This window comes from Achromobacter sp. KK8 (assembly GCF_054188005.1).
This window is the reverse complement of sequence record NZ_CM135178.1, coordinates 6276061-6293270: the sequence shown is the minus strand read 5'-3', so window position 1 is coordinate 6293270 and position 17210 is coordinate 6276061. Positions and strand designations below refer to the sequence as shown.

At 68.9% G+C, this 17210-nt stretch carries 16 protein-coding genes and 1 tRNA gene; 7 read left to right on the top strand and 10 right to left on the bottom strand.

The window, feature by feature from the left end:
- Positions 1-165 carry a hypothetical protein gene (locus ACVN9Z_RS28925; protein ID WP_006387574.1) on the bottom strand — a complete coding sequence of 55 codons (165 nt, stop codon included), beginning with the start codon at positions 163-165 and terminating at the stop codon, positions 1-3.
- A 181-nt stretch (positions 166-346) separates the two neighbouring features.
- On the opposite strand from ACVN9Z_RS28925, the gene ACVN9Z_RS28920 reads away from it, so the two are divergent.
- Both ACVN9Z_RS28920 and ACVN9Z_RS28915 read left to right on the top strand, forming a co-directional pair.
- Positions 347-1039: a cytochrome c biogenesis CcdA family protein gene (locus ACVN9Z_RS28920; RefSeq protein WP_026383261.1), complete on the top strand. Its 693-nt coding sequence runs from the start codon at positions 347-349 to the stop codon at positions 1037-1039.
- A 75-nt stretch (positions 1040-1114) separates the two neighbouring features.
- Positions 1115-1660 carry a thioredoxin family protein gene (locus tag ACVN9Z_RS28915; RefSeq protein WP_051429099.1) on the top strand — a complete coding sequence of 182 codons (546 nt, stop codon included), beginning with the start codon at positions 1115-1117 and terminating at the stop codon, positions 1658-1660.
- A gap of 98 nt (positions 1661-1758) precedes the next feature.
- Here the strand turns inward: ACVN9Z_RS28915 and ACVN9Z_RS28910 are convergent, their stop codons facing one another.
- The 4 genes from ACVN9Z_RS28910 to ACVN9Z_RS28895 form a co-directional block, all read right to left on the bottom strand.
- Positions 1759-3021, bottom strand: a complete 1263-nt coding sequence (locus tag ACVN9Z_RS28910; RefSeq protein ID WP_458212944.1) for an arsenic transporter — start codon at positions 3019-3021, stop codon at positions 1759-1761.
- Positions 3022-3158: 137 nt separating this feature from the next.
- Complete coding sequence (locus ACVN9Z_RS28905) at positions 3159-4499, bottom strand: trypsin-like peptidase domain-containing protein (RefSeq protein ID WP_054440952.1); 1341 nt, start codon at positions 4497-4499, stop codon at positions 3159-3161.
- Between the two features lie 106 nt (positions 4500-4605).
- Positions 4606-6201, bottom strand: a complete 1596-nt coding sequence (gene ggt / locus ACVN9Z_RS28900; RefSeq protein WP_054446981.1) for a gamma-glutamyltransferase — start codon at positions 6199-6201, stop codon at positions 4606-4608.
- Positions 6202-6226: 25 nt separating this feature from the next.
- On the bottom strand, positions 6227-7201 hold the full coding sequence (locus tag ACVN9Z_RS28895) for a Bug family tripartite tricarboxylate transporter substrate binding protein (protein WP_024069934.1): 975 nt from the start codon (positions 7199-7201) through the stop codon (positions 6227-6229).
- A gap of 215 nt (positions 7202-7416) precedes the next feature.
- On the opposite strand from ACVN9Z_RS28895, the gene ACVN9Z_RS28890 reads away from it, so the two are divergent.
- Positions 7417-8073 carry a GntR family transcriptional regulator gene (locus ACVN9Z_RS28890; RefSeq protein ID WP_049054441.1) on the top strand — a complete coding sequence of 219 codons (657 nt, stop codon included), beginning with the start codon at positions 7417-7419 and terminating at the stop codon, positions 8071-8073.
- Between the two features lie 25 nt (positions 8074-8098).
- Here the strand turns inward: ACVN9Z_RS28890 and ACVN9Z_RS28885 are convergent, their stop codons facing one another.
- Entirely contained in the window at positions 8099-8980 is an 882-nt protein-coding gene (locus tag ACVN9Z_RS28885; RefSeq protein WP_047991528.1) for a DMT family transporter, read from the bottom strand.
- A gap of 293 nt (positions 8981-9273) precedes the next feature.
- Here ACVN9Z_RS28885 and ACVN9Z_RS28880 point away from each other — a divergent pair, with 293 nt between their 5' ends.
- A complete protein-coding gene (locus tag ACVN9Z_RS28880; RefSeq protein ID WP_047991527.1) occupies positions 9274-10545 on the top strand; it encodes an MFS transporter in 1272 nt (423 codons plus the stop codon).
- A 30-nt stretch (positions 10546-10575) separates the two neighbouring features.
- Here the strand turns inward: ACVN9Z_RS28880 and ACVN9Z_RS28875 are convergent, their stop codons facing one another.
- The 3 genes from ACVN9Z_RS28875 to ACVN9Z_RS28865 all read right to left on the bottom strand — a co-directional run bounded on the left by ACVN9Z_RS28875 (position 10576) and on the right by ACVN9Z_RS28865 (position 13429).
- On the bottom strand, positions 10576-11448 hold the full coding sequence (locus ACVN9Z_RS28875) for an NAD(P)-dependent oxidoreductase (protein WP_020928970.1): 873 nt from the start codon (positions 11446-11448) through the stop codon (positions 10576-10578).
- Positions 11449-11641: 193 nt separating this feature from the next.
- Entirely contained in the window at positions 11642-12349 is a 708-nt protein-coding gene (locus ACVN9Z_RS28870) for a fumarylacetoacetate hydrolase family protein (RefSeq protein ID WP_458212943.1), read from the bottom strand.
- A 72-nt stretch (positions 12350-12421) separates the two neighbouring features.
- Positions 12422-13429, bottom strand: a complete 1008-nt coding sequence (locus tag ACVN9Z_RS28865) for a helix-turn-helix transcriptional regulator (RefSeq protein ID WP_458212942.1) — start codon at positions 13427-13429, stop codon at positions 12422-12424.
- Positions 13430-13599: 170 nt separating this feature from the next.
- On the opposite strand from ACVN9Z_RS28865, the gene ACVN9Z_RS28860 reads away from it, so the two are divergent.
- Complete coding sequence (locus tag ACVN9Z_RS28860; protein ID WP_006387591.1) at positions 13600-14028, top strand: PaaI family thioesterase; 429 nt, start codon at positions 13600-13602, stop codon at positions 14026-14028.
- Positions 14029-14106: 78 nt separating this feature from the next.
- On the opposite strand, the gene ACVN9Z_RS28855 is transcribed toward ACVN9Z_RS28860, so the two are convergent.
- A complete protein-coding gene (locus tag ACVN9Z_RS28855; RefSeq protein ID WP_458212941.1) occupies positions 14107-15564 on the bottom strand; it encodes a phospholipase D-like domain-containing protein in 1458 nt (485 codons plus the stop codon).
- 225 nt (positions 15565-15789) lie between these two features.
- Between ACVN9Z_RS28855 and ACVN9Z_RS28850 the strand changes: the two genes are divergently transcribed.
- Both ACVN9Z_RS28850 and ACVN9Z_RS28845 read left to right on the top strand, forming a co-directional pair.
- Positions 15790-15865, top strand: a tRNA-His gene (locus ACVN9Z_RS28850).
- Between the two features lie 530 nt (positions 15866-16395).
- Entirely contained in the window at positions 16396-16848 is a 453-nt protein-coding gene (locus ACVN9Z_RS28845) for a DUF6196 family protein (protein ID WP_306414968.1), read from the top strand.
- Positions 16849-17210: the final 362 nt, after the last annotated feature.

Here is a 17210-nt window from a genome sequence, read left to right as displayed (position 1 = left end):
CTACTCAGCGGGCGGGGTGCGGCGGCGGTCCTGGCTGTTGACGATCAGCTGGCATGGGCCGGCCTGGACGGCTTCGGCGCCCAGGCCGCCGGCCAGCAGCGCCAGCACGGCCAGCAGCCGGCGCAGGGTGGGGCGGGGACGTGGCAGGGGGGCGGGGTGCTTCATGGTCGGGCTCCGGCAAGGGGTGTCCGGCAGGTTATAGCGCCGCCCGCGGCGCGAAGTGTGTCGTAGTGTATGCGCGGCCGGACACGATACAAAAGCCGCGCAAAAACCCCGTTTTCCGGCACAGGGCGGATACCCGCCGCGCGTCCAATGCGGTCATCGAGACTGAAACGGACCGCCCGCCATGACCACCCTCATCGACACCCCGCTCGCCCTGGCCGCCGGCATGCTGACGGTAGCCTCGCCCTGCGTATTGCCGCTGCTGCCGATCCTGCTGGGCAGCGCGGTCGAGCGCGCCGGGCGCCTGCGGCCGCTGTGCATCGTGCTGGGCTTCGTGCTGGCGTTCTCCGGGCTGGGTATCGCGCTCAGCCTGCTGTCGGGCGCGGTGGAATCGGCCCATGAGGCGGTGCGCTCGGTGTCCGTGGCGGCGCTGGCGCTGTTCGGCCTGGCGCGCATCTGGCCGCGGCCGTACGACTGGCTGGCGGCGCGGCTGAGCGGCCCGCTGCAGGGTGTGATCGGCCTGGGCGCCCGGGGCGGTTCGGGCAATGCCGGCGGCTTCCTGCTGGGCATGTCGCTGGGCGCGGTCTGGACGCCCTGCGCCGGGCCGGTGCTGGCATCGATCCTGATCCTGGCGGCGCGCGCCCAGGACCTGGCCCATTCCAGCCTGCTGCTGCTGGTCTACGGGCTGGGCGCCGGCATCCCGATGTTGGCCATTGCCTACGGCGGCGGCTTCGCGGCCCGCCGCGTCGGCGCCATCGCCCGCCACGCCGTGCGCCTGCAGCGCGCCTTCGGCGTGTTGCTGGTGGCGTCGGCCATCGCCATCCATTTCCAGTACGACGTGCTGGCCTATGCCTGGATCAGCCGCCTGTTCTCGTGACCTGTTTTTTTCTGTCCGCTTTTCCGCGACCTGCTTTTTCGCAACCCCATTTTCCGTGACCTGAAGGAGCGCACCATGCCGTCCATCCGCTTTTCCGCCCGCCGGGCCCTCGTTTCCGTCAAGCTCGCCGTGGCCGGCCTGTTGCTGGGGACCGCGGCGCATGCCGCCGCCCCGGCGCCGGTTCCCGCGCCGGAATTCACCGGCATCCAGACCTGGCTCAACAGCGAGCCGCGCACCCTGGCCAGCCTGCGAGGCAAGGTGGTGCTGGTGGATTTCTGGACCTACACCTGCATCAACTGCATCAACACGCTGCCGTACGTGAAGCAGTGGCACCAGAAGTACAAGGACCAGGGCCTGGTGGTGGTGGGCGTGCACACGCCGGAATTCCCTTTCGAGCGCACAACGAAGAATGTGGCGGACGCCATCAAGCGCTTCGGCATCGAATACCCGGTGGCGCAGGACAACGACTACAAGACCTGGGACGCCTACCGCAATCAGTACTGGCCGGCGTTCTACCTGATCGACAAGGGGGGCAACATCGTCTATCGCCATTTTGGCGAGGGGCGCTACGCCGAGACCGAGGCCGAGATCCAGCGCCTGCTGGCCCAGCCCCAGTCCTGAGTCCCGCGCACCGGGCCGTCGTCGCGAATGCCGTTGCGGGCGCCATTGAGACGCGTGCGATGGCTCGCTGGCGCGTCCTGTGCCGGCCCCGCGGCGGTTCAGCCGCCGGCCAGCGCCAGCATCAGCAGCGCGCCCAGCAGCGCCGGCGGCATCACCCAGGCGCCCAGTTTCAGGAAGCGCAGCGCGCCCACGTGCTGGCCCTCGCGCCGCACCGCGATCAGCCACAGCAGCGTCGCCAGCGAACCGGTGATCGACAGGTTGGGGCCCAGGTCCACGCCGATCAGCAAGGCGCCGGCGGTCTGCGCCGGCAGGTCGGCGATCTGGCCGACCGACCCGGCGATCAGTCCGGCCGGCAGGTTATTGATGACGTTGCTGGCCAGCGCCGCGACGATGCCGGCGCCCCACAGCGCGCCGCCGGCCGAGTCGCTCGCCAGCCGCAGCAGCGCCCGCGCCAGGGCGTCGATGGCGCCGCTGAGCGCCAGGCCCTCGACCAGCACGAACAGGCCGGCCACCATCGGCAGTACGCCCCAGGCCACGTGGCGCAGCACCGGCAGGGGATTGAGCCGCTGCCGCAGGTGGATGAAACCGGCGGTGGCCAGGCCGGCAATGAAGGTGGGCAACCCCAGGTCGGCATGCAATGCCGAGGCCGCCATCAGCACCAGCGCGGTCAGCAGGATGCCGATGCCGGTCAGGCGCGCGCCGCTGTCCAGCGGCTGCGGCACGATGTCCGCCCGCAATGGCTGGCGCAGCGCCTCGCGCTGGCTGTAGCGCAGCGCCAGGTAGGTCAGGCCGATGGCCGCCAGCGACGGCAGCGTGAAGCGTTGCAGCCAGTCCAGCAGCGGCGGCATCTGGCTGCCGTACACCACCAGGTTGGCGGGATTGGAGATCGGCAGCACGAAGCTGGCGGCGTTGGCGATGAAGGCGCAGATGAACAGATACGGCAGCGGCCGCGCGCCGGCGGCCCGCGCCGCGGCGTACACCGCCGGCGTCAGCACCACGGCGGTGGCGTCGTTCGACAGGAATACGGTGACCAGGATGCCCACCAGGAACACCAGGTCGAACAGCCGCCGCGCCGACCCGCGCGCATGGCGCGCCGCCACCATCGCCAGCCAGTCGAACAGCCCCTGCTGGCGCGCCAGCTCGGCCAGCACCATCATGCCGATCAGGAACAGGTAGACGTCCAGCCCCTTGCCGACCGCGCCCAGCGCTGCCTGCCAGGGGATCAGCCCGGTCGCCGTCAGTAGCAGGGCGGCGCCGCCGGCCCAGACGTATTCGGGCAACTTCCAGGGGCGCAGCAGGATGCCGACGATCGCCAGGGCGGAAATACCCCAGAGGGCGAGGGAGGCGTAGGAGGCGGGCATGAATGGTGGTCGCGGGGCGGGAAGCTGGGCATTATCGCCCGTCTCGCGGCCGCGCGGGCGGGGCGGCCCGCTGCTTCCGCACTGCTCATGCCCCGCGCCGATCCCGGGGGGGCCTCGTGATGCGAGCAGGCCCTAGCCTAGTTGACCTGCAGCGTGTACATCGCCTGTCCGCGCACCAGCGTCAGCAGCAGCGGTTGCCCCGGCGCCGCGCCGCTCAGCAGGCCGCGCAGGTCGGCCAGCCGGCTCACCGGGCGCTGGTTGACGCCGATGACGATGTCGCCGCGCTGCATCCGCGCCGCCACCGGCCCGCGCTCGGGATAAGTGGCGCTGACCGCCACGCCATCGTTGCCCTTCAGGCGCTGCGCGCGGCCGATCTCGGTGAACTCCACGCCATTCAGGCGCGCATCCAGCGAACCGCCGTGCAGCCGCTCGTTGCGCTCCGGCTCGATGCGCAGCGTCACCTCCGAGCGCTGGCCGCCGCGCGACAGCGTCAGCCGCACCTGCTTGCCCACCGGCAGCAGGCCCTCGGCATTGCGCAGCTGGGCGCTGGTGCCGATCGGCTTGCCGTCCAGCGCCACGACCAGGTCGCGCGCCTGCACGCCGGCCTGTTGCGCCGGTGAACCGTCCGCCACCCGCGCCACCACCACGCCGGTGGCGTTGGGCGCCATGCCCAATTGGCGCGCGTTGCGCGGCGTGATGTCGATGGTGTCCAGCCCCAGGCCGCCGCGCTGCACCTGGCCGTGCTGCAGCAACTGGCGCATGACCTCGCCCGCCAGGTTCGACGGAATCGCGAAGCCGATGCCGACATTGCCGCCCGATGGCGTGTAGATCATGGTATTGATGCCGACCAGTTCGCCGTTCAGGTTGACCAGCGCGCCGCCCGAGTTGCCCGGGTTGATGGAGGCGTCGGTCTGGATGAAGTTCTGGTAGCCGGCCGCGCGCAGGCTGGAGCGTTCCAGCGCCGATACGATGCCGGACGAGGCCGACTGGCCCAGGCCGTAGGGATCGCCGATGGCGACCACGAAATCGCCCACCCGCAGGTCGCTCGAGTCGGACAGCGTCAGGGCCTGCAGCTTGTCGGGCGGAATGCGCAGCACCGCCAGGTCGGTGTCCGGATCGCTGCCGACCACGGTGGCGGTGAAGCTGCGGCCGTCCTGCAACGACACGCGGATGGACGTGGCGCCGCGCACCACGTGGTGATTGGTCAGGATATTGCCCTGGGCCGCGTCGACGATCACGCCCGAGCCGATGCTCTGGCGCCCGCCGCCACCGGCCTGGCCGAAGGCCGACGCCGGCGCGCCATCGCCCTGGGCGGAAATGTTGACCACCGCTGGCGTCACGCGTTCGAGCATGGGCGCCAGCGAGGGCAGGGGCTGGCCGTCCACGGCCATGGGCAGCGCGGCCAGCGCGCGGGACGGGGCGGTGAGCGAGGTCGCCAGGGCGGCGGCCAGCGCCGCGGCGGACAGGATGCGGTTCATAGGGGCCTTGGTGAGTCTGCGCCGCAGTATCGCCGCGCCCCGCGTCGTCCATATGACCGATCAAGCCCCTTTCCGGCGGCGTGTTCCGCCGCCGTGCCCGCCAGCCCTAGAAGCCGACCGCCTGGCCGTCGCGGCGCGAATCGGACGCAGCCACGTAGCCGCCCTGCGGCAGCCGGCAGATCAGTTGCGCCGAGCCGAATTCCAGGCTGTCGGCGGGCGCCACCGCCACGTTGTGGCCGCGCTGGCGCAGCGCCTCGACCACGTCGGCGGGCAGGTGCGCTTCGACGTTCACCACCGGCCCCTTCTCGACCCGGAAACGCGGCGCATCGCTCATGGCCTGCGGGTTCTGGCCGAAGGCCGCCAGGCGCGTCACCATCTGCAGATGGCCTTGCGCCTGCATCGACCCGCCCATCACGCCGAACGACATCACCGGCTCGCCGCCGCGGGTGACGAAGGCCGGGATGATGGTGTGCATGGGCTTCTTGCGCGGCGCCACCTGGTTGGCGTGGCCCGGCGTCAGCACGAAGTTCAGGCCGCGGTTGTGCAGGCTGATGCCGGTGTCCGGCACCACCACTCCGGAACCGAAGCCGTGGTAGTTGGATTGGATGAACGACACCATGGTGCCGCCCGCGTCGGCGGCGGTCAGGTAGACCGTGCCGCCGCTGGCGGGCGTGCCGGCCACTGGCACGGCGGCGCGGTCCATCGAGATCAGGCGCGCGCGCTCGGCCAGGTAGGCGCGATCGAGCAGGGCGCGGGCGTCGGTGCGCATGTGGCGCGGATCGGCCACGTGGTGATGCAGGTCGGCAAAAGCCAGCTTCATGGCCTCGATGCTGACGTGGTAGTAATCGGCGCTGTCGCGGCCCATCGCTTCCAGGTCGAACTGCTCCAGCATGCCCAGCGCCATCAGCGCCGAGATGCCCTGGCCGTTGGGCGGGATTTCATGCAGTTCGTAGCCGCGGAACGACTGCGAGATCGGCGTCACCCACTCGGGGCGGTGTTCGGCCAGGTCGGCCGCGCCCAGGGCGCCGCCGGTGCGCGCCGCGAAGTCGACGATCCTGCCGGCCAGCGCGCCGCGGTAGAAGCTGTCGCCCCCGCTTTCGGCGATGTCGCGCAAGGTGCGCGCCTGCGCCGGAAAGCGCCACCATTCGCCCGCCCGCGGCGCCCGGCCTTGCGGCAGGAACGCCTCGGCAAAGCCCGGTTCCTGCGCCAGCTTGGGCGCCTGCGTGGCCCATTGGCGCGCAATCGTCGGGCTGACCGCGAAGCCTTCCTCGGCATAGGCGATTGCCGGTTCGAACAGCTTGGCGAAGGGCAGCTTGCCGAAGCGTTCGGACAGCGCCTTCCAGCCCGCCACCTGGCCGGGCACGGTCACCGTGCCCCAGCCGGTGCCAGGCATGGCGTCGCGGCCGGCGAAATACTCCGGCGTCCATGCCGCCGGCGCGCAGCCGCTGGAGTTCAGGCCATGCAACCGCCCTTCGTGCCACACCAGCGCGAACATGTCGCCGCCAATGCCGTTCATCACGGGTTCGACCACGGTCAGCGCGATGGCGGTGGCGATGGCGCTGTCCACGGCATTGCCGCCCGCCAGCAGCATGCGCAGCCCGGCCTGGGCCGCCAGCGGCTGGCTGGTTGCCACCGCGTTGGCGGCCAGCACCGGCATTTTTCGGGAAGCGTACGGAAAAGACCAATCGAAGGGGGAGGACATGATGGCGTGGAGACTCTGTGGGAAATTACTGCGGGGTGATGCCGGCCTGGTCGATCAACTGCTTGGTGCGCGGGATCTCGGCCTTGATGAAGGCGGCGAATTCCTCGCGGCTGCCGCCACGCGGCTCGGCGCCGGCTTCGGCCAGCTTACCGCGCAACGCGGGATCCGCAAGCACCTTGTTGACGGCGCGGTTGAGCTTGTCCAGGATCGGCGCGGGCGTGCCTTCCGGCGCCACCAGCCCGTACCACGGCGCGATGTCGTAGCCGGCGTAGCCCTGCTCGGCGATGGTCGGGATGTCCGGCGCCAGCGACGAGCGCTGCGAATTGGACATGCCCAGCGCCAGCAGCGCGCCGCTCTTGACCTGCGGCAGGCCGGTCATGATGGTGTCGAAGTACATCGAGACCTGGCCGCTCAGCAGCGCCGGAATGGCTTCGCCGGCGCCCTTGTAGGGCACGTGCAGGATGTCGATGCCGGCCACCGACTTGAGCATTTCCCCCGCCATGTGCGAGGTGGTGCCGGTGCCGAACGAGGCGTAGGTCAACTTGCCCGGATTGGCGCGGGCATACGCGATCATCTCGGGCAGGGTCTTGAACGGCTGCTGCGGATTGGCCAGCAGGATGTTGGGCGTGTAGGCCACCATCGACACCAGCTCGAACTTGTCCGGATCGTAGGCCAGGCGCTTCTGCAGGAAGCGGTTGGTGACGATGGCGGCCGGGCCGCCCATCAGCAGTGTGTAGCCGTCGGCCGCCGAGCGCGCCACCGAGGCGCTGCCGATCGCGGCGGCGGCGCCCGGGCGGGCCTCCACCACGAAAGGCTGGCCCAGTTCGGTCGACAGCGCCGCGCCCAGCTGGCGCGAAATCAGGTCGGTGGCCGAGCCGGCCTGGAACGGCACCACGATGCGCACCGGATGCTGCGGCCAGTCGGTGGCCTGGGCGCCGGCCTGGGCGGCGAAGGCCAGCGCGGCGGCGCCCGCCAGGGCGCGGATGAGACGGAAAGGCATGGATTCCCCTTGAATGCGTTGTATCGGTGAGCGCCAGGCGGGTCTGTCGCCCGTTGCGGTCCCCGGCGGGCGCGCACGGCCGGCGCGCCAGTCACGGATTTGACGCGAGCCATGGCGATCCGAACATAGGTATTTGCATCCATGGATTACTGGATCCAATTTGTGTTATTTTTGCGTTTATCTATCATGGCGGCTTTGAAAACCCGGGGACGAGGATGCTGCAGTATCAGAAGACAGCCGTCAGCGCCGAAGAAGAGGCCTACCTGCACCTGCAGCGCGAAATCCGGCTGGGCAACTATCCGCCCGGCCACCGCCTGGTGCCCGAGGTCATCGCCAGCGAAATCGGCACCAGCCGCATGCCGGTGCGCGGCGCGCTGCGCCGCCTGGCGTCCGAAGGCCTGGTCGAGATCCGCGCCAACCGCGGCGCCGTGGTGCGCGGCCTGAACCAGCAGGAAATGCGCGAAGTCTTCGAAATGCGCTCCGTGCTCGAAGGGCTGGCCGTGCGCAATGCCGTGCGCCACATGAGCGCCGAGCACGTCCGCCGCCTGTCCGGCATGCTCGACCAGTTGGAGCAGGGCCTGGGCGACTACCTGGACTGGACCAGCGCCCACCGCGACTTCCACGAATACCTCTGTAGTTTCTGCCAGCAGCCGCGCCTGTTGCGGCAGATCTCCGAACTGCACTCGGTGGTCGAGCCCTACATGCGCCTGTGGGCCGCCCAGCCCGGCCGCGTGTTGCGGGTGCGCGAATCGCACCAGGAGCTGATAGACGCGCTGCTCACCGGCGACCCCGATCGCTGCGAAGCCGCAATGCGCCAGCATGTGCTGAACACCGTGCCGGCGTTGCAGGCGTTCCTGGAGCAGGGCGGCTGACGGCTGTCCGCCCGCGCCGCGCCGTTCAGGTCCTGCCCGGCGCCGGCTTGCCGCGGCGCTTGAATTTCACCTCGCTGGCCAGCACGCCCGCCACGATCAACGCCGCGCCCACCAGCGCCAGGCCGGGCAGGCGCTCCCCGGCCAGCCGGCCGACGATGCCGCCCCACACCGGCTCGCCGGCGTAGATCACCGTGGCGCGCGTGGGCGACACCGACTTCTGCGCCCAATTCATCGTCAGCTGGATCACCGCGCTGGCCAGGCCAAGTCCGATCGCCCCGCCGGCCCACAGCCATGAAAATTCCGGCACCGCCTCGCCCAGCGCCGGCATCAGCGCGAACGACACCAGCCCGGCCGTCAGCAGCTGCACCGCCGTGACGCGGCGGCTGTCCACCGAGCTGGCGAAATGGCCGATCAGGATGATCTCGGCCGCAATCGCCGCCGCGCCCGCCAGCGTGGCCAGTTCGCCCGCGCTGAAATGCAGCGCGCCGGCCTCCGGACCGGCCAGCAGCACCAGCCCGGTGAACGCCAGCGCCACCCCGACCCAGCTCATCAGTCCGGGCGGGCGCTTGAGCACCGCCCATTGCAGCAGCGGCACGATCGGCACGTACAGCGCGGTGATGAAGGCCGACTGGCTGCTGGTGATGGTGCGCAGGCCGAGGGTCTGCAGGTAATAACCGAGGAACAGCGCGCAGCCGATCGCCACGCCCGCGCCCGCTTCGCGCCGCGTCAGCCGTGCCATGTGCCGGCGGAACAGCAGCATCGACACGACTCCCGCCAGGGTGAACCGCACTCCCACGAAGAACAGCGGTCCGCTATGCTGCATGGCGATATGGATAACGAGGAAAGTGCTTCCCCACAGCATGGTGACCAGCACCAGGGCGATTTCCTGGCGCGACAAGGCAAACATCGATTCGGATTTCACGGCGGACTTCGGATTTCAAAGGTGCGAGCAATATACGCGCCCGGCCGCACTGCGGCGTCGCGCCACGGGCAGGGTGCCGCGATTCCAGCGCCACGGATCGGCGCGCGCCCGGACACCACCGGCGACCGTTCACCGGACAACATCTTGCGCCCGCCCCGCCACCCGCATATAGCCAGGAGTAATATGGCGCGTCCGGCGGTCGGCTTCCGTCTCCTCGCATCTCCGATGCCCGTGTACCGAAGCGCCCCGGCGCGACAAGAACACAAGGAGAGAGGCAAGTGGACAAGCAAGCATCGGGCGGCTGGTATTTCGGCTGGAACATCGTCGGCGCCGCCACCGTACTGACCCTGCTCACGGTGGGGCTGCGCATGGGTATCGGGCCGTTCTTCCTGCCCATGGCGGACGGCCTGGGTTTCTCGCGCAGCCTGCTGTCGGGCATCGTCGCGGTCGGCATGCTGTGCTACGGCCTGGGCATGCCGCTGGCCGGCTACCTGGTCAGCACCCGCGGCACCCGCTTCGTGCTGCTCACCGGCACCGCCATCGTGGTGGCCTCGTCGATCTGGACCGTGTTCGCGCGCGGCCCCATCGAATTCCTGCTGGCGTTCGGCGTGGCCCTGTCGATCGGGCTGGCCTTCACCAGCCCGGTGGCGCTGACCCCCGTCATCAGCCGCTGGTTCACGCGCCAGCGCGGCATGGCGCTGTTCTTCCTGTCCACCGGCTCCATGGCCGGCATTGCGCTGATGACCCCCACGCTCACCTTCGCCATCGGCGCCGTGGGCTGGCAGGAAACCCTGCTGGCCTTCGCGGTCCTGTTCGCGCTCTTGACCGTGCCGGTGGCGCTGTTCGTCATGCGCGACCAGGCGCCCGAACACACCGACCTGCTGCCCCACCAGATCGTCGAAAGGAAAGCCGGCGCCCGGCCCGCCGCCAAGGCACCCGACCTGCGCGTTGGCGACGCCGTGCGCACGCTGCCGTTCTGGCAGGTGGCGCTGGGCCTGTTCGCCTGTGGCTTCAGCATGAACCTGCTGGGCACGCATGGCATGCCCATGCTGATGGATCATGGTTTCGACGCCACCACCAGCTCGCTGGGCATCGGCCTGATCGGCCTGGTGGCGATCTTCAGCACCCTGGTGCTGGGACGCATGTCCGACCAGGTCGAGCGCCGCAACATCCTGGCCGTCATCTACCTGGTGCGCGGGCTCGGGTTCTTCGCGCTGGTCATGGTCGGGGCGCACTGGGAACTGTATGCCGCCGCCACCATCGGCGGCGTGGTCTGGGCCGGCAGCATCGCGCTGTCGTCCGCCATCCTGGCCGACGTCTACGGCGTGCGCCTGGTGGGCGTGCTGTACGGGCTGACCTACCTGGGCCACCAGGTCGGCGGCATGATCAGTTCATGGCTGGGTGGCTGGGCCTTCGAGACCTTCCATACCCACTGGGTGGCGTTCGGCGCGGCCGGCGCCTTGCTGCTGCTGGCCGCCGCCATTTCCCTGCAACTGCCGCGGCGCGGCGCCTTGCGCGCCGTGCCGGCGATGGCGGCGGGCGGGCGCTGAACCCGCGCCGCCGTCAGGCTCAACGGTCCCTTAACGGTCCTTGAGCAGCGACACCAGTTCGGGCACGTAGCGTTCGCCGCCGCCCTGGCTGACCGCCTGGTCATAGGTGTGCAGCACCGCGGCGCCGATCTCGCGCACCGCGCCGGTCTCGGCCGCCATGGTGTTGTAGTACGAAAGGTCCTTCTGCGCGTTCGACATGAAAAAGCGCAGCGACGACGGGTCCTGCTCCAGCAGGTAGGGCTTGAGGCGCTCCAGCGCCACGCCGCCGCCGCCACCCTTGGTCAGCACCTCGGCGAACACCGCCGGATCGATGTCGGCGCGCAGCGCGCACGCGGCCGCTTCCGACAGCAGCGCGATCGCGCCCAGCGACACATAGTTGTGCAGCAGCTTCATGCGATGGCCCGCGCCCACCGGGCCGGCATGCGCGATGTTCTCGGCAAAGCATGCCAGGATCGGCTTGCATTCCTCGAACAAGGCCTTGTCGCCGCCCACCAGCAGGTTCAGGCGGCCTTCTGCGGCTTCCTTCGGCGTGCGCGTCATGGGGGCGTCGAGGAAACGGCCGCCTTTCTCGGTGACCGCCTCGGCCACCTTGACGGTGGACGAGGGAATGGCGGTCGAGCAGTCGATGATCACCGTGCCCGGGCGCAGCCCTTCCAGCACGCCGCCTGGCGACAGCAGCACCGCCTCGACCTGGGGGCTGCCCGTGACGCACAGGATGATCACGTCCGACTGCGCCGCCAGCGTCGCGCCGTCGGCGCAACTGGTGGCGCCCGCCGCCTTCAACGCGTCCAGCGGCTGGTTGCCCGGATGCTCCAGCACCGTCAGCGTGTGACCGTGCTTGACCAGATTGCTTGCGATGCCATGGCCCATCAGGCCGATGCCCACCATACCGATTTTTGCCATCTTCCACTGCTCCTGCCACATGGGCTGTTTGTTATGGCTTAAATCTTACTCTCAGATCCACGCGCGGCCGGCCGACGCAGCGCGATGGCGCCCGGCGCTCCCCGCCTTGCGGCGCCCCGCCGCATGCCGGGCGGCCAGGCGCCAAGACCAGCCTGGCGCCGGGGACGGCGGCCAAGGCAGCCCGCGCCGCGCCTCAGACGATGCGGATGCTCAACTCCGGCAGGCCGTCCACGTGCGCCACGATCACGTCGCCGCGCACCACCGGCCCCACGTTCTCCGGCGTGCCCGAATAGATCAGGTCGCCCGGGAACAGCTCGAAAGCCTGCGACAGCCGCGCGATCTGCTCGGCCACCGACCAGATCATGTGCGACAGCGTCGCCTGTTGCTTGCGCTCGCCATTGACCGCCAGCCAGATGCTGCCTTCCTTGTAGTGTCCCGTCTGGCTCACCGGATGGATCGGGCCGATCGGCGCCGCGTGGTCGAAACTCTTGCCGATTTCCCACGGCTTCTTCTGGTCGCCCATGCCGCGCTGCAGGTCGCGCCGCGTCATGTCCAGCCCCAACGCGTAGCCGTAGACGCAGTCGAGCGCCCGTTCCACGGGGATGTCGCGGCCGCCTTGCGACAAGGCCGCCACCAGTTCCACCTCGTAGTGGTAGTTCTGGGTCAGCGGCGGGTAGGGGTGATCGGCCACCGTGTCCGGAAGCACCACCTGGATCGCGTCCGTCGGCTTCTGGAAAAAGAACGGCGCTTCGCGGCTGGGGTCCGAACCCATCTCGATGGCGTGCGCGGCATAGTTGCGGCCGATGCAGTAGATGCGGCGCACCGGAAAGCGCAGGTCGCCGCCGGCGATCGGCACGGTGGTCTGCGGCACGGCAAACGGGGTCTGGACGGATGGGGTCATCGCGGGTCTCCTGAAGGTTGCGAGGGGTCACGGCCAGATTAGGTCCGCGCCGCCCGCGTCGCCTGGAGACGATTACGCAATCCGTGGACGATTCCGCGCATTTCGCGGCGTGCCCTGCCGTCCCGTTTGCGTGGCCTTTCGCCCCGTCTTTTGCCCGGACTCTTGCGCGACCTTCGGCGGCGTCCGCGCGCCGTCGCCGCGCAGACGCTCGCGGTAGCCGGTCGGGCTGACGCCTTCCAGCTGCCGGAAGCGGCGCGAGAAATACGCCTCGTCCGCGAATCCCGCGGCATGCGCCACCTGCGCCACGCCGCGCGCCGTATGTGCCAGCAGATCGCGCGCGAGTGCCATGCGGCGCTCGGCCACCAGCTCGGTGAAGGTCTTGCCGGTCTCTTTCTTGAGCAGGTGCGCCAGGTAATTGGGCGACAGGAACGCCGCCGCCGCCGCGTCGTTCAGCGTCAGGTTCTCGGCCAGATGCGCGCCGATGTGCGCCAGCACCCGTCGCACGCTCTCGCGCCGGCTGCTGCCAGCGTGATGGCGCGCCAGGTGCAGCAGATCGGCCTCGTAGCGTGCGCACACCAGCCCGATCAGCTGCAGCAGCAGCCCGCGGATCGCCGTCGACGAACCGAAGCCGCGCCGCCGGTTCTCCGCCATCAACCGGGCGATCAGCGTCTCGGCCTCGGCCAGCCCCTGCGCGTCCAGCTCGAAATCCAGGTATTCCTGGAACAGGAACGGCGCCAGCGCCGGCGCCTGCGATACCGGCACGTCCTCCAGGTCCAGCGCGTCCACCGCCAGCTCCGGCCACAGGAAGCGCTGCGCGAAATTGATGATGACGTAGCGCGCGCCGGGCGGATGCGGCACCAGGTGCACCCGGTACGGCAGCACGAAGCTCAGCCCGCCGCGCGGAAACGACCGCGTGGTGCCGCTGATGGTCTGGCGCGTGTCGCCCTCCAGGTTCACCTGGATCTGGAAATACTCGTGCCGGTGCGGCTGCTCCAGCGGCTCGCGCACCTGCTGCGCCCGGATATCGAAGTCGAAATAATCCGCGCGCTCGGCCATGCCGTAGGTCTTGATGCGGTTCATGCGTGGGGCGGAGAAACGGACGATTGCATGGGCAGAATGTAGCGCCGGCGCGACGGCCGCGCCAGCCGCCGCCGAAATTGTCCGCTCACCGGTCGCCACCGGCCGGCGCTGGCGCGCGCCGTCCTCTTTGCGCTACCGTGGGACATTGCGCAGCAGACACTTACCATCCCATGACAGACACCATCCCCGCCGGCTTCGCGCCGTGGCAACCCAGCAGCCAGTTCATGCGCCACCTGGCGGACCTGGGCGGCTTCTACCGGCGCGCGGCCGACGACGTGCTGGCCATGCGCATCGGCGCGGCCCACGGCAACATGCACGGCATGGCCCACGGCGGCCTGCTCGCCACCCTGGCCGACAGCGCACTCGGCTATGTCATCGCCCATCAATGCCAGGCCTCGGTCGTCACCGCGCAAATGTCGGTCGAATACCTCAACGCCGTCATGCCCGGCGACTGGCTCGAAGCCCACGTCACCATCGACAAGCGCGGCAAGCGCCTGATCTACGCCACCTGCCATCTGAAGGTGGACGAACGCCTGGTGCTCAAGGCCAGCGCCGTCTTCGCCGTGCGCCAGGCCGCGGTGCCGACCTCGGACGGTTGATGCGGCGGGCGGCGAAGCCGCCAAACGCAACCGGCGGCCAGCGGCCGCCGATTTTCCCGCATGCCGGCGCCGCCGGGCTCAGAGGTAGGGCGTGGCCAGCCAGATCACCTTGTTGCGCAGCCGCTTGGCGAACGGCGCCTGCTGCAATTCATCGAGCGTCTGCCGGCGCGCGCCGGCCACCAGCGCATCGATGCGGGCGCCGATCCAGCATGCCACCTGCGGGTCGTAGATCTCCGTATCCAGCTCGAAATTCAGCCGCAGGCTGCGCGGGTCCAGGTTCGACGACCCGACATAGGCCCAGCCGTCATCCACCGTCATCAGCTTGGAATGGTCGAACGCTCCGCGCGAGCGCCACACCCGGCAGCCGGTGCGCACCACCTGGTCCAGCTGCGCCGTCATGGCATAGTCGACCAGCCTCAGGTTGTTCTTGCCCGGGATCACGATATCGACGATGACCCCGCGCCGCGCCGCCGTCGCCAGCGCGCCGATCAGCGGCTGGTCCGGCAGGAAATAGGGCGACTGGATCCGCACGTGGCGCTGCGCCACCGCCAGCGCGCCCAGGATGATGCTGTGCGCGCTGCCCATGGCGCGGTCGGGACCCGACGGCACGCAGCGCATCGGCACCACGCCATGCACCGGCTGGGCGTGCGGGTCGAACCACGGCCGCGCCGGCAGCGACTCGTGCGTCGTGAAATTCCAGTCGTGCGCAAACACCGACATCAACTGCGTCACGATCGGGCCTTCCACCCGGAAATGCGTATCGACATTGGTGGCCGCGCCCGACAGCGCCGTCACGAACGCCGCCCGCACGTTCATGCCGCCGGTGAAACCGATGCGGCCATCCACCACCAGCACCTTGCGGTGGCTGCGCAGATTGGCATACGGCATGCGCAGCACGCCCAGCGGATTGGTCATGAACCGCGCCACCGGCACGCCGCCGCGCGCCAGCATGCGCACGATCGGCGGCCGCGAATACTTGGCGCCGATCGCATCGATCAGCACCCGCACCTGCACCCCGCGCCCGTGCGCCTCGATCAGCGCCTGCGCCATTTCGCGGCCGATCGCGTCGTTGTCGAAGATGTAGCTCTGCATCGCCACCGCGTGGCGCGCCTCGCGGATCGCCTGCAGCATCGCCGGATAGGCCTCGTCGCCGCCGGCCAGCGGCCGCACCGCGTTGCCGCCCAGCAGCCGGAAGCGGCTGACCTGGTCGCCCAGCACCTTCAGCGACGCGAACTGCGGGCCCGAGATCGGCGCCACGTCCACGCTGGGCGTCTCCACCAGCGCCGCGTCCACCAGTATGGCTTCGTCACGCTGCTGCGACAGCCGCGTTTTGCGGATCCGGTTGATCCCTGCCACGAAATAGGCCGCCGCCCCGAACAAGGGCGAGAACAGCGCCAACCCGACCCAGCCGATGGCCGAGCGCACATCCTGCTTGGTCATGGCGGCATGCACCGCCGCGCCCGTGCCCGCCACCACGCTGATGCCGAACACCATGTGCGGCCAGTAAGCGGTCAATAATTCATGTATGCGATCCATGGCAACGGCGCGACGCAGGCCTCCAGAGGGTGATTCGAGCGCCAAGGATAGCAAGGCGGGCAGGCGTGGCAAGAGGGGGCGGACGAGGCCGAGGCGGCAGGACCGCGGGGCGTTTTACACCGCCGAAAAAAACATGCTAGAATTCGGCCTCTTTGCAGTTGAACACGAAATTTCTGGTGTCAGCAATTTGGTGCAGCGGTTTGGTGTCAGCGCAAGAAAAATGTGGTGGCTGTAGCTCAGTTGGTAGAGTCCCGGATTGTGATTCCGGTTGTCGTGGGTTCGAGTCCCATCAGCCACCCCACCGAATTCAAATGAAATCAGGCACTTACGCGAAAGCGGGGTGCCTTTTTTCATTTCCGGATGGTGGCAGGATCCGGCATTGGTGGCATGCGTCAGGCGCTGCCCTTAATTGACCACGTGCTGGCGGTCGTACACCCGCCCGGTGGCGGCGGGGTTGGCGTGGGTTTCCCGGTTCTCATGCCGGCCCACCAAGACGGTCACATTTTGCCCTGGCGAACCGTGCCACAAGAGTCGCCGCCGACGTCATGGCGCCGGTCGCCGTCGGAGGCGTACCAGACGCGATCATGCGGGTAAACCGGCGAAATCGCTGCTCCACGTCTCGCGCACCCACAGGCGGCCACCGGGCTGGCCGTAGGGGCGCGTGGCGCCAGGGCTTCACGACCCGCCGCGTCTGCGTCTTGTTGCCGGCCAGGATGGCGCGCACCAGATTTGGCGAGGGATGGTCAATTTGGGCGCTGACACGTTGGTAGGGGATTCCCGTAGAACTGTGTCGTGCTCGTGGTAAACCAGAGCCTCGATCGGCCACCAACCATGAAGTCATGGGCAGCTATGGTTAATATCTCCCGCGAGACCTTTGAGCAAACTGAGCGACGTCTACGCCAGGTCATCACTAAGGCACGACTACGCATATATCCGGGCACATACGCGTTCGTTGAATTTCCGTTGGATAGATTTCCCAGCGCTGTCCGCGCAGATGCACTTGCTCTGGTGCGAGATGACGACGTGTGGAGTCAGCTTGTGCCCAGTGACGGGACGCACGACGAACAGTTCGGGTTATTTCGATTCCATTTCCCTCCGGGTGCCGACAATAGCGGCTTCGTAGGGTGGCTAGCCACGCATTTCAAGAATCGGTTTGGCACCGGAGTATTTGTCACGTGCGGCCAGAATCAGTCGGATGGCGGGATATTCGACTACTGGGGTGTGCCGAAGACGCTCGCGGCAGAAGTGTTTAATGAGGTTCAGCGGCTGGTTGAGGGGCGCTAGCCATCGGCGCGGACGCGGCGGGTAGTGGCGCATCACTCACCGCCTTTGTCCTGCTGGGCTGCAATCGCGGAGTCAATGTCTCCGTTGATCGTGTCGCTGAACGTCTCCCCATCATCCACGTCGATGCCGTTGTATTGGGGGTCTATCGCAGTGACGCCAACAGTCTTTGATGGAGCGGGACGCGGGGTTCGAACCCGCGTAGGCGGCGTGAAAGCCCGTCTCGTCATCGCGCGGGCATCGCCCTGACTCCGACCCTCGTGGCAAGCGGCCGGGAAGGCCATTGCCGTCGTTCCCGCCTGTTCCCCGAATACGTCCACGGCGCGATATACGACTGGTAACCGCCGCTAGAGCCTTGTTTCGGG